The sequence below is a fragment of the Ochrobactrum sp. SFR4 genome (assembly GCF_019730395.1).
Taxonomy (GTDB): Bacteria; Pseudomonadota; Alphaproteobacteria; order Rhizobiales; family Rhizobiaceae; genus Pseudochrobactrum.
This window is the reverse complement of sequence record NZ_JAAPBB010000014.1, coordinates 40,137-52,625: the sequence shown is the minus strand read 5'-3', so window position 1 is coordinate 52,625 and position 12,489 is coordinate 40,137. Positions and strand designations below refer to the sequence as shown.

At 51.0% G+C, this 12,489-nt stretch carries 12 protein-coding genes; 8 read left to right on the top strand and 4 right to left on the bottom strand.

Annotated features, from left to right (window positions below):
* Positions 1-97 precede the first annotated feature (97 nt).
* From HBA93_RS14860 to HBA93_RS14845, 4 genes are all read left to right on the top strand, one after another.
* Positions 98-2,278, top strand: coding sequence for a TonB-dependent receptor domain-containing protein (locus HBA93_RS14860; protein WP_221723769.1), 2,181 nt, complete (start codon positions 98-100; stop codon positions 2,276-2,278).
* A gap of 288 nt (positions 2,279-2,566) precedes the next feature.
* A complete protein-coding gene (locus tag HBA93_RS14855) occupies positions 2,567-2,752 on the top strand; it encodes a hypothetical protein (protein WP_221723768.1) in 186 nt (61 codons plus the stop codon).
* Between the two features lie 232 nt (positions 2,753-2,984).
* The gene (locus tag HBA93_RS14850) at positions 2,985-4,316 is read left to right on the top strand and encodes an MFS transporter (RefSeq protein ID WP_221723767.1); all 1,332 of its coding nucleotides are present in this window, start codon (positions 2,985-2,987) and stop codon (positions 4,314-4,316) included.
* Positions 4,317-4,457: 141 nt separating this feature from the next.
* A complete protein-coding gene (locus tag HBA93_RS14845; RefSeq protein WP_121991585.1) occupies positions 4,458-5,003 on the top strand; it encodes a DUF924 family protein in 546 nt (181 codons plus the stop codon).
* Positions 5,004-5,009: 6 nt separating this feature from the next.
* Here the strand turns inward: HBA93_RS14845 and HBA93_RS14840 are convergent, their stop codons facing one another.
* Both HBA93_RS14840 and HBA93_RS14835 read right to left on the bottom strand, forming a co-directional pair.
* Entirely contained in the window at positions 5,010-6,074 is a 1,065-nt protein-coding gene (locus HBA93_RS14840) for a bifunctional transcriptional activator/DNA repair enzyme AdaA (RefSeq protein ID WP_213598665.1), read from the bottom strand.
* A 70-nt stretch (positions 6,075-6,144) separates the two neighbouring features.
* Complete coding sequence (locus HBA93_RS14835; protein ID WP_221723766.1) at positions 6,145-6,825, bottom strand: extensin-like domain-containing protein; 681 nt, start codon at positions 6,823-6,825, stop codon at positions 6,145-6,147.
* Positions 6,826-7,029: 204 nt separating this feature from the next.
* Between HBA93_RS14835 and HBA93_RS14830 the strand changes: the two genes are divergently transcribed.
* Both HBA93_RS14830 and HBA93_RS14825 read left to right on the top strand, forming a co-directional pair.
* Positions 7,030-7,695: an RluA family pseudouridine synthase gene (locus HBA93_RS14830; RefSeq protein ID WP_221723765.1), complete on the top strand. Its 666-nt coding sequence runs from the start codon at positions 7,030-7,032 to the stop codon at positions 7,693-7,695.
* An 8-nt stretch (positions 7,696-7,703) separates the two neighbouring features.
* Positions 7,704-8,318: a class I SAM-dependent methyltransferase gene (locus tag HBA93_RS14825; protein WP_221723764.1), complete on the top strand. Its 615-nt coding sequence runs from the start codon at positions 7,704-7,706 to the stop codon at positions 8,316-8,318.
* Between the two features lie 88 nt (positions 8,319-8,406).
* On the opposite strand, the gene HBA93_RS14820 is transcribed toward HBA93_RS14825, so the two are convergent.
* Positions 8,407-9,654, bottom strand: a complete 1,248-nt coding sequence (locus HBA93_RS14820; RefSeq protein ID WP_221723763.1) for a TIGR03862 family flavoprotein — start codon at positions 9,652-9,654, stop codon at positions 8,407-8,409.
* Between the two features lie 76 nt (positions 9,655-9,730).
* Between HBA93_RS14820 and HBA93_RS14815 the strand changes: the two genes are divergently transcribed.
* Together HBA93_RS14815 and HBA93_RS14810 are read left to right on the top strand one after the other, a co-directional pair.
* Complete coding sequence (locus HBA93_RS14815) at positions 9,731-10,066, top strand: DUF4377 domain-containing protein (RefSeq protein WP_221723762.1); 336 nt, start codon at positions 9,731-9,733, stop codon at positions 10,064-10,066.
* A 382-nt stretch (positions 10,067-10,448) separates the two neighbouring features.
* The gene (locus tag HBA93_RS14810; RefSeq protein WP_121991579.1) at positions 10,449-11,162 is read left to right on the top strand and encodes an autoinducer binding domain-containing protein; all 714 of its coding nucleotides are present in this window, start codon (positions 10,449-10,451) and stop codon (positions 11,160-11,162) included.
* Positions 11,163-11,222: 60 nt separating this feature from the next.
* On the opposite strand, the gene HBA93_RS14805 is transcribed toward HBA93_RS14810, so the two are convergent.
* Positions 11,223-12,479 carry a D-amino acid dehydrogenase gene (locus HBA93_RS14805; RefSeq protein ID WP_121991578.1) on the bottom strand — a complete coding sequence of 419 codons (1,257 nt, stop codon included), beginning with the start codon at positions 12,477-12,479 and terminating at the stop codon, positions 11,223-11,225.
* Between the last annotated feature and the right edge of the window lie 10 nt (positions 12,480-12,489).

Sequence of the window (12,489 nt, the reverse complement as noted above, 5' to 3'; positions counted from 1 at the left end):
AAGGGGAGTAAATAACTCATATTTGTGGCAGAGGGCAATTGAAATGACAGATATAGGGCATTCAAGAGAGGAAATTCAGGTGGTTTCCGGATCTGAAATGTTAAAACAGGTCAAAATGCATCGTCTCGCAGCTCTTGCATGCGGTACAATTCTGGCCGGAACAATGCTGTCTTTCGCCCTTCCGGCTCAGGCACAGGCTGTTAAAAAGAAGCCGGTTGCGGCTGAAGCGCAGGCCGTGCAGCCAGCTGAGCAGGCTGCAGCTCCGGCGGGTACTGTGCGTCTGGATCAGATTGTTGTCACAGCCACCGGCTTTGAACAGAATGTTAAAGATGCACCGGCCAGCATTACTGTTGTACCGCGCGAAGAGCTGGAAAAAGGTGCTTTCCGCAACCTGACCGATGCGCTTAACAGCGTGCAGGGTGTTAGCGTAACGGGTATCGCCAATGAGCAGGATATTTATATCCGCGGCTTGCCGGGTGCCTATACGCTTATTCTGGTTGACGGTAAGCGCCAGAGCACCCGTGATGCCCGTACCAATGGTAATGCCGGTTTTGAACAGAGTTTTGTTCCGCCTGCATCGGCTATCGAGCGGATTGAAGTGGTGCGCGGCCCGATGTCTTCGCTCTATGGTTCGGATGCCATGGGCGGCGTTATCAATATTATTACCCGTAAAGTTGACGATGCATGGCATGGTGAGCTGACCCTTGACGGTACCGTGCAGACCAAATCACGTTATGGTAACAGCGGACAGGCTTCCTTCTATGTCAGCGGACCACTGGTGCCTGACGTTGTTGGCGTTCAGGCCTGGGGACGTGGTCTAAAGCGCAGTGAGGATAAATTCCTCAATGGTACGCAGGAACAGCGCGACGGTGATCTGGGCGGAAAGCTGACAATTACGCCGAACGAAGATCATGACATTTTCATCGAAGGCGGCGTCACCCGCGTGCGCCGTGAAGGCACTGTCGGTGATACAATCGCTGCAACCGGAACGGATACATATAATTACAACGACCGCAGACACTGGTCGATCAGCCATACCGGCCGCTGGGGTCCGACAACGTCTGATTTCTCGTTCTCGCAGGAATGGGCAGAACGCACCAATTTCAACTGGGATAAAGCCCGTGGCTCCTATGTGGAAAATCTGCGCTCGCCGGAAATCCGCAACTCTGTTCTCGACGGCAAATTCACCACACCGTTTGAATTTTACGGCGATCATACGCTGGTCACCGGCGGTCAGTTCATTGATGCACAGCTGACAGATCAGAATCCGGGACGCCGCACCGGTCTCGATGAGACATTCAGCATTCGCCAATGGGCGGTCTTTGCTGAAGATGAGTGGTGGATTACACCGGACTTCTCGCTGACCGGTGGTCTGCGTATGGATGATCATGAAATCTACGGTTCCCATCTCAGCCCGCGCGCCTATGCCGTGTGGCATGCAACGGAGCAGCTGACGCTGAAAGGTGGTATTTCCACGGGCTTTAAAGCACCGGAAATCCGCACAATTGCACCGGGTTATGCTTATACGACCGGCGGTGGCGGCTGTTTCTATGGTCCTGAGGCAAGCCTGCCATCCGGCAAGAACCCTTGCGGCGTGATTATTGGCGATGAAAGCCTGAAAGCAGAAAAGAGCACAAGCTATGAACTGGGCGCCCTGTGGGACAATCAGGACGGTTTGCAGCTTGGCGCGACTTATTTCTACACGGATTTCAAAGACAAAATCTCCAACAAGCAGATGCTTGATGCGAATGGCAAGCCGATCCGCTGGAGCGAAAATACAAATTACGTTCTGTGGAGCAGCTTCAATATCGATAATGCTGTGATGCAGGGTGTGGAACTGACAGCAAACTGGGAAGCCACATCTGATATCCGTTTGCGCGCCAGCTATACCTATACGCATTCCCGTCAGAAGGGCGGGGACTATGATGGTCTGCCGCTGACACGCACACCGGAACATATGGGTAATATCCGTGCGGACTGGATCACACCGGTTGAAGGTCTTTCTGCATGGACAGCTGCCAATTACCATGGCTCGGAAACCAATGCCGGAGCCCGTATCGGCAGCAACGGTAAGCCGGTTTATAAAAACGGCAAGGTTATCGCCCGCAAATATGATGCCTATATGACCTTTGATATCGGTACGAGCTATGAGTTCAGCGAGAATGTTACATTCAATGCGGCACTCTACAATCTGTTCGACAAGCGTATTGAAGAGAGTGATTTCAATGCTTCGGTTGACGGACGTCGTCTCTGGGTCAGCATGACCTCGAAGTTCTGATTGTTCAGCCGTTAAAAAATGAAAAGCCCTTGTGTTCTGCACAAGGGCTTTTTTGTCTGCTGAGTGCCAGAGCATAATTTAAAAGTGTTAGAGCGAACTTTGTGCGCCCGACAGGACGCACGGCGCTCTGGTTACCAGACGCGGTTGACCGGCGCATTGACGGGCAGCGCTCTTTTTGTGTTGTGCGGTATCCAGCGCGGAAACCAGATAGCGGATGAGCAATTATTATTGCTTGATCTGACCGGTGGCGGTTGTTTTCTGCGATTGGTATTTTCCGAGGGCGGATGCATGGCCGGAATCTCCGAAAAACAGGACTGCCGCATTCTCTGCAATTTCAATGAAGAGCGTATGACTGTTGTGCAACGCATTTGTGATAAGTCCGGCACCGGTTCGCGTCATATGCATGGCCGGATTGAAATGTCGCTATCAGACTATTACGCGAAAATGCATGTGGCATGGCGAACTGCAAAATAAACGCGCATTTTGCGCAATTTTAAAAAGAAACCCTGATATTTTTGATAGTTTTCTTGCTTTTTATCGGATAGACCATTGCGATCAGAATGTCCCGGACTTCGGTTTTCGGTGTCGGCGACACATAATCTCAGGTCAGTCTTTTTCTTTTTAAACGGCTGTTCTGTGTTGATATTTCAGCAGGTCTGCGGGATCGGATTTTACCCTCGTAAACTTGCGCAAACAGGATAAAAAAATGAGTGTTTCCGGTGCCCCCCGGAGTGCTGTTGCCGATAAAAACGGCGAGGCAGCTCCGGCCTTGAATTCACCCGCGCGTGTGCTGTTTGCCAGCCTCGTGGGAACAACCATCGAATTTTTCGATTTTTATGTTTATGCAACGGCTGCCGTTCTGGTGTTTCCGGCTGTGTTCTTTCCGGCCAGCGATCCGACTTCGGCAATGTTGCAATCTTTTGCTACATTCTCGATTGCTTTCTTTGCCCGTCCGTTTGGTGCCATGGTTTTCGGTCACTTCGGTGACAAAATCGGCCGTAAGGCAACATTGGTTGCCGCGCTGATGACCATGGGTCTTTCGACCGTCATCATCGGCTTGCTGCCAACCTATGCACAAATTGGTGTGGTTGCGCCGCTGTTGCTCGCACTGTGCCGTTTCGGTCAGGGACTTGGCCTTGGCGGTGAATGGGGTGGTGCAGTGTTGCTGGCAACCGAAAACGCTCCGGCAGGCAAGCGTTCATGGTATGCAATGTTCCCGCAGCTTGGTGCGCCGATCGGCTTCATCCTCTCTGCCGGTACATTCATTATTCTCGGTGCAACACTGAGCAATGAGCAGTTCATGAGCTGGGGCTGGCGTATTCCGTTTGTCGGTTCGATCCTGCTGGTTGCAGTTGGTCTTTATGTTCGTATCAAGATCACCGAAACACCTGAATTTCAGAAGGCGATGGACAAGCAGGAGCGTGTTCAGGTGCCGCTGGCAGCAGTCTTCAAACATCACAAGCGCGCGCTGGTTCTCGGCACTTTCTCGGCACTGGCTACCTTTGTGCTGTTCTATCTGATGACCGTATTCATGCTGTCATGGGCAACACGTCCGGTTGAACAGGCAGGCATGGGCTATTCCCGTGAGCAATTCCTGTTCATCCAGATGGTTGGCGTTGTGTTCTTTGGTCTGTTGATTCCGGTGTCCGGTTTGTTGTCTGACCGTTTTGGACGCCGCTTAATCATGATCCTCACTACAATCGGTATTGGTGTATTCGGCCTGTTCATGGCGCCGCTGCTGGGTGCCGGTGTTGTCGGCGCTGTGATGTGCTCGATCATCGGTTTCGCACTGATGGGCATGACCTATGGTCCGATTGGTGCGGCGCTGGCTTCGCCGTTCCCGACTGCCGTGCGTTATACCGGTGCTTCCATGACCTTTAACATGGCCAGTATTTTCGGTGCTTCGCTGGCGCCATATATTGCGACATGGCTGGCTACAACCTACAGCCTTAGCTATGTCGGTCTGTATTTGCTGGCTGCGGCGGCAATTACTTTGCTGGCCATTCTCGGTCATAAAGACAAAGAGTTTTCTTCCTGATCATTTCATGAAGATGATTTGCAAAAGGAGCCGCTTGCGGCTCCTTTTTTGTTGATGTGCATATGTAAACGTTCTGAAACTGGTAAGCCCAGAGATTTGCTCTATGTATTATGTATGAAAATAAGACAGGAGAGATGATCTATGACGCAGGTAACCCCGCAGGATATTCTGGATTTCTGGTTTTCTGATGCAACGGAAGCGCATTGGTTTGTCCGTTCTGATGATCTTGACCAGCAAATCAAACAGCGTTTCAGTGCGGTATATGAGCAGGCAGTGGAAGGTGAGCTTGCGCATTGGAAGAATGATGCCAAAAGCGCTTTGGCTCTGACCATTATTTTTGATCAGTTTCCGCGTAATATGTTCCGCGGTGATCCTAAGGCTTTTGCGAGTGATCCGCTTGCCTGTGCACTGTCAAAATATGCGCTGGAACATGATTACGACATGGCTGTGGATGAGAAAGCACGGCAGTTTTTCTATCTGCCGCTGATGCATAGCGAGGTGATTGAAGATCAGGAGCAATGCGTGAAGCTTTATAAAGCGCTCGGCAATGATTTTGCTCTCGGCTTTGCCAGAGAGCATCGTGATATTGTCGAGGAATTCGGCCGGTTTCCGCATCGCAATGCCGTTCTCGGCCGCAAAAACACACCGGAAGAAACTGAATTCCTGAAAACTCATACAGGATTCTGATCTCATTCAGGCGGCGGAACGGGCAGCCATACGTTTCTCGTGCTCAAGCAGCCAGCGTTTGCGCCATAGGCCGCCGCCATATCCCGTGAGTGATCCGTCCGAGCCGATGGTGCGGTGACACGGGATAATAATCGACAGCTGATTTGCACCATTGGCATTGGCCACGGCACGTATGGCATCGGGACGTCCGGTCAGCTCTGCCAGCTCGGCATAGGAGCGGGTTTCACCCAGCGGAATTTCCTGCAATGTATCCCAGACTGAGCGGGTAAAGGCCGGAGCATAAAGCGCCAAGGGTGTTTTAAAGCCGGTAAAGCCGCCGGTGAAATAGAGCTTCAGCTCTGCTTCAATCTGATCAATCGGCGCAAGACGGCCAAAGCTGATGGATGATTTGGTATAGAGGCGCAGTTTTTTCAGCTCATTGGGCAGGCCTTTGCGCTCAAAGAACTCCAGCAAATGCAGATGATGCTGATCGGCAACGGCGAGCATGGAGCCGATTGGTGTTTCCAGCCAGTCGGCTTTCAGCAGGTCACGCCCTTTCAGTTGGGCAGGCGTATCACCGATCAGCTGCGTAATGGCTTCGCGAAAACCACTGCCGGAATCATAACCGGCCTCAAGCTGGGCATCGATCACGGAATGACCGGCAGCAATGCTTTCAAGCCCGCGTGCTTTGCGGCGCAGTCGTGCCATATCCAGAAAAGTCATACCCAGATGGCGTTTGAAAGCACGGCGCACTGTGGAAGGATCAAGTTGCATGGCGATGAGGTCATCTTCGCACCAGAAATGATCCGGTCGGGCATCCAGGCAATCCAGCAATTTGGCGACAACCGGTTCCTTGCCACGATAAAAATCCAGCGGACGGCAGCGCTGACACGGCCGGAAACCCGCTTCCATACAGGCGGCGGGATGATCAAAAAAGCGGCTGTTCTCGAATTTCGGTTTACGCGCCGGACAGGACAGGCGGCAGAAGATGCCGGTGCTGGTCACACCGACAAAAACATGGCCGTCATAGGACTGGTCACGATCAAGAAGTGCCTGATAAAGAATTTTAGGGTCGGGTAAAGAAAATAGCATAAACAGACTTTATCATGATTTGCTTCCTGTGCCGCCGGAAATCGGGCGTCTATTTTTCTGTTTCATCAGATTACTGACAGATGCGATAGGTACAGGATTTACCATGACATCCCATATCAAGATGCAGATTGGTTTCATGGGCGCTGTCAGCTTCCGGTCCCAATACGGTCATGAACAGCGTGCAGCTTGCCTTATGTAATTCACGCCAGAATTTCTTTTGTTTTTCGCTGCCGTTCCAGTCTGTGGCAAGTGTGGTCTTTTCACCATTGGCGAGTGTGAAAGACATAATATCCAGAGCATTACCGAAAGCATGTTCGGATACACGCCCTGCTGAGCCGTTATTAACCTTGCGGCACTGATAATGCGAACCGGTGCCGATGGTTTTGATATCACTGCCGAGATGGGTTTTGGCCAGATTGTTAGCCTGCTGCACCCATTCAGTGAGAGCCACAGTCATCGTGCAATTGGTTGTAACCGGCTGATCCAGTTCTATCGGGACAGGTTTGGTGAAGGCCGTGATTTCCAGCGGGCTTCTGATCTGGCATTGCCCTTCATTGACAGGCGGGATGACTTTGCCGGTCACTTCATTTTGCACTAATGGCAGGCAGGCAGCCTGATAAATCCGTTCGGTTTTCGGTATCTCCGGTTTTGACATATCCGGTTTTGGGGCAGGGGTAATGGTTTTACTCTCTTCCGCAGCGGGTTTTTGTGCAGGTATCGGAACAGTTTTCGCTGTGGCCGGTATTGTCATCAAAGTGCCGCTACTCAGCACTGCAAGCAAGCAGAGGGGCAGAAAATATCGCATCAAGAGCCTTTCCGTGAGTGCAAAATCATGACTGATTTTGCAGCGAGTGCCTGGATAAACCGCTGAACTGCCGTTTCAGTTCCCGTTTTTCTTGGTTTCTCCTGAAAGTCAGTACTTCTATGCGGCGGATAAACTATGTTAGAGGGGGGGATGAGCACATATTCTTCCGCTTCTCCTGTTTATAATCCGCCTATGGATCCGGTTTCGGTGATCTATCAGGATGCGGATATTCTGGTGCTGGATAAGCCGAGCGGACTGTTATCTGTGCCGGGGCGTGATCCGGCTTTGTCTGATAGTTTAGCGACGCGGGTGCAGAAGCAGTTTCCGAAAGCACTGATGATCCACCGGCTGGATAAAGACACGTCCGGCGTGGTTTTGATGTCGCTGAACCGCAAAGCCCATGCGCAGATTGCCAGACAGTTTGAAGAACGCAGCACGGAGAAGTCCTATGTCGCAGTTGTTTGGGGCAATGTGGCTGAGAATGAAGGACTGATTGATCTGCCACTGGCGATTGATCCGGACAATAAACCGCGTCACCGTGTGGATTACGAACATGGCAAACCGGCACAAAGTCGCTGGCAGGTGCTGGAGCGCAACGAACAAACAACAAGGTTGCGTCTGTTCCCGTTAACCGGCCGGACGCATCAGTTGCGTGTGCATATGAAAGCCATTGGCCATGTGATGCTGGGCGATGAATTCTATGCTGAAGGCGCTGCATTGCAGGCGGCTGATCGATTGCTTTTGCATGCGGAAAGTCTGAGTTTCCGCCATCCTGATGGTCGTATTGTTACTTTTACCATACCTTGCCCGTTTTGAGAGAACCTATGCAGCAAGCAGATGATAATGACCTGATTGTTGATTTTGTCGGCGGGGCTGTCGGTCATCGTTTCCGCTCCGGCGAGGGGCGCGGGCAGGCGCTTGCTAAGGCGGCAGGATTAGTGCGCGGTGCAACACCGGATATTGTGGACGCTACCGCAGGGCTTGGCCGCGACGCCTTTTTGCTGGCGTCGCTTGGCGCAAAAGTGACCTTGATTGAGCGGTCAGAAAAAATGCACGCTTTGCTGGCCGCAGGGCTGGAGCGTGCTGCGGCAGAAGGCGGGCGCTTGGCGGAGACCGTGGCGCGGATGACACTGCTTTTTGGTGATTCCTGTGCCCTGTTGCCGGAACTGAAGCCGCAGGTGGTTCTGGTTGATCCGATGCATCCGCCGCGCGGAAATACGGCACTGGTCAAAAAAGAAATGCGCCAGATCCGTGAGATTGTCGGTACCGATCCTGATGCGGAAAGACTGATGCATGTGGCGCTGGAAGCTGCGCAAAACCGTGTTGTACTGAAATGGCCGCTGCGTGCGGAACCGATGGCAGGTATCCGCAAACCTTCACACCAGATATTAGGCAAAAGCACACGCTATGATGTGTTTGTGAAGGCGAAGATTATTTGAGTTTCTGGAGCATGTCTCCAAAACCGATGTGCAGTTTTAGGGGGCATGCTCCAGATTTTTTAGTGGTCGCATTATCACAGCCGTCAAATTAATCTAATTTGACTGTGAAATGCTCCAGCCAATCCAGCATACCTTGAGCTGCCGCACGGCCTGTTGCAAAGCAGGCGGTGAGCAGATAGCCGCCGGTCGGCGCTTCCCAATCCAGCATTTCACCGGCAACAAAAACACCCGGCAATTTGTGCAGCATATAGTTGTCGCTGACTTCATCCCAGACAATGCCGCCGGCAGAAGAAATCGCCTCTGCAATCGGACGCGGACGCAGCAATGGCACTCCGAGGTTTTTAATCTGCTGCGCAAGGTTTTCCGCTGAGAGCAGATGAGCATCCGGCACCAGTTCGCGCAACAATGCTGCTTTCACACCTTCAAGGCCGGTGGCTTTGCGCAGACGGTTGGAGAAGCTGCTCTTGCTGCCTTGTTTGATAAGGTCGCTGATCAGCCGTTCAGTTGAGCGTGCCGGTGTCAGATCAAGATAGAGGCTGGTGGTGCCGGTATTCTTCAACTGGTCACGCAATGCAGCGGCGTGGGCATAGATCAGACTGCCTTCAATACCGTGCTGCGAGATGACAAATTCGCCCTCAATCCGGCCTGCCGGAGATGTACCCGCGACCGATTTGATCGGCGCGCCTTCAAAGCGCCCACGAAAGAATGTGCTCCAATCAACATCAAATCCGCAATTGGCTGATTGGAGAGGTGCAATACTGATATTCTTTTCCGTAAGCCACGGCACCCATGCGGCATCAGAGCCAAGGCGCGGATAGCTGGCGCCGCCCAGAGCCAGTAATGTGGCATCGGGGCTGATCTGCTTTTCACCCTCCGGCGTGTCAAACAAAAGACCGTCTCCGCTGAAGCCTTTCCAGCGATGACGTTTCAGGATTTTGATGCCTTGCGCTTCCAGCCGTGCGACCCAGTTGCGCAGCAATGGTGAGGCTTTCATCCGCTTCGGAAAGACGCGGCCGGAACTGCCGGTAAAAACTTCAATATCCAATGCCTCTGTCCATTGGCAGATATCTTCAGGTGTAAAAGCGTCGAGTGCGGGAATGAGGCGCGAGTCGGCGGAACCATAGCGGCTACGAAAGCGTTCATAGGGTTCTGAATGGGTGATATTCAAACCGGATTTGCCTGCCAGCAGGAATTTGCGTGCAACAGTCGGCATGGCTTCATAAACAGTGACGTCATGACCGTGCGCGGACAGAATTTCGGCCGCAGCGAGACCCGAAGGCCCCCCGCCAATAATGGCAATGGTCTTGCCGTTGGTATTTGTGTTTTGAGACGTCATCCGGTTCACCTGCTGTTCAGGTTGTTTTAGCTAAGTTCAGTGCTGACGCAAGTAAGAAGCGAAGACGGAGAAGACTGTGAGAAAGACCTTTATTATACCTGTTGTAACTGCGGCCATTGTTGGTGCCGGCCTGTTGTCGATGCAGCAGGCGAGCGCAGCCGGTAAAAATGAGGTGCTTTATATCAATAACAAGCTGGTTGATTGTGTTGGTGTAGGGCCGCAAAAATGTATGCAGGTTCGCAAAAGCCCGAAAAGCGAATGGACATTATTCTATGGCGGTATTGACGGTTTCCGGTTTGAGCCGGGTTATCGGTACAAGCTGAAAGTGAATGTGAGCAAAATCAAAAATCCGCCTATGGACAGTTCCAGCCTGAAATATAGTCTGGTGAAGGTGCTGAGCAAGAAAAAGTAATCAGCAGCTACGATTGCTTCATCAAATGAGCCCGCCTTTGGCGGGCTTTTTTATTGATTTACAATAAGAATCATTTGCGAAAACAGCGGCATTAAAGGCCGGAATTATCTCGTCAAATCACATGGTAAAAATGTCACGTCCTGTAAAAAGCGTTTTAAGCCTTTTTTATTTTTTAGAAAATTAGATTTATCAATCTATGTTTTTCAATAAAATTTCATAGTTATTCTTAAATATTTGTATCTTTCTCAAGATGTGAACATATTTTGTGAAATTTATTCTAATTGATTGTCATTTTTTATTTGAATTGTTATTCTTTGATTGTCCTGATTTTTTATACTGTTTTATTTTTATTGGTATTTTAAAATAAGATAAGGTTTTTCCGATGAATATATCGCGGCCAATACTTTATAGTGTCAATTTAACAGATGTACAGGAAATTGAAATTGTCGATATTATCAGTAGTCATGCGGTACGGCTCGGCTTTGACTATTATAGTTTTGTCCTTCGCATCCCGCAGTCTCTGACCCGTCCGAAAATTCAGAGTTTTGATAATTACTCTGAAGGCTGGCGTAATTATTATGTGCGCAATGAATGTATTCTGACCGATCCTGCAATTCAGCAGGCGATGCGTTCTTCAAAGCCGGTTGTCTGGACTGAAAAACTCTATCAGCAGAACAAAATTCTGTGGCAGGAAATGAGGCGCGACGGCCATTCTGTAGGGGTTACGCAGTCTTGTTGGGGGCCGCAATCGGTTGCCGGTTTTCTGTCTTTCAGTCGTGCCGGCGATGCAATCAGCAAAGCTGAACTGAAAGAACTGGAGCCGGAATTGCGCCAGCTCAGCCTGTCTCTGTTCAAGCGGTTCTATGATCTTTATCAGCTGGATGAGACATATAATACTGAGGATCAGATTATTACGCTGCGGGAGCGGGAAATATTGCGCTGGACCGGTGATGGTAAAACTGCTGAGGATATTTCAATTATCCTCAATATCACGCCGCGCACTGTGCATTTTCACATGAACAATGTTCTGAATAAGCTGATTGTTTCCAACAAGGTTCATGCGGTGATGAAGGCGCATCTGATCGGATTGCTCTGAAATGCAAAAAAAACGCCGCCGCAAGAATTTTGCGACGGCGTTTAAGCGGAAGATGTAATTTTACTTGTAACGTGACAGGCCGAGATCGGATGTGTCGATATCCGGTTTTTTGCCGGAGATCAGATCAGCCATCACGCGGGCAGAACCGGCAGACATTGTCCAGCCGAGTGTGCCGTGACCGGCATTGATATAGAGATTGTCGTATTTTGTGCCACCGATGATCGGTGTTGAGTCCGGTGTCATCGGACGCAGACCCGACCAGAACGTTGCCTTGGACAGGTCACCGGCGCCGCCAAACAGACCACTGACGGAAAGTTCCAGCGTTTCACGGCGTTCAGGCAGCAGACGTGTCACATAATCGGTGACTTCAGCCATGCCGCCGACGCGGATACGGTCGCCGAGGCGGGTAATAGCAATCTTGTATGTTTCATCCAGAATTGTGGAAACCGGCGCGCGGGATTCATCAACAATCGGAATCGTGATCGAATAGCCTTTGACCGGGTAGATCGGCACATTGAGGCCGAGACCTTTGACCAGCTGCGGTGTGAAGCTGCCGAGTGCAGCCACATAACGATCAGCAGTGAAGATGCCTTTATTGGTTTCAACCGCAACAATCTTACCGCTGTTAAGCTGGAAGCCTTTAATATCCACATTGTAGTGGAATTTCACACCAAGTTCTTCGGCCATTTTGGCCAGTTTATTGGTGAAGGTGAAGCAATCGCCGGTGCCGTCATCAGGCATGCGCAGGCCGCCGGTGATCATGTGCTTTACATTGGCAAGGGCAGGCTCTGCCTTGGTGCAGCCTTCGGCATCCAGCACTTCAAATTTGATGCCGTCCTGACGCAGGCTTTCAATATCCTTGGTCATTACCGCGTCAAAATCTTTCTGACTGCGGAACAGCTGCAAAGTACCTTTTGAACCTTCGTCATAGGTGATGCCGGTATCATTGCGCAGTTCGGTCAGGCATTCGCGGCTGTAATTGGAGATGCGCAGCATACGGGCTTTGTTAATCGCATAGGCCGATGCGGTACAATTGGCCAGCATAGACAGAAGCCAGCTATACATTGCCGGATTGCAGGTCGGACGGAAAATCAAAGGTGAGTGTTTTTTAAACAGCCACATTGCCGCTTTCTGCGGAATACCCGGAGCAGCCCATGGGGTCGAGTAACCATAGGAAAGCTGACCGGCATTGGCGAAACTGGTTTCGAGCGCTGGTCCTTCCTGACGGTCAAGCACAGTCACTTCATGGCCGGCTTTTGCCAGATAATAGGCGGTCGTTACGCCGATCACACCGCTGCCGAGTATTGTAACTTTCATGGTCTGCCTC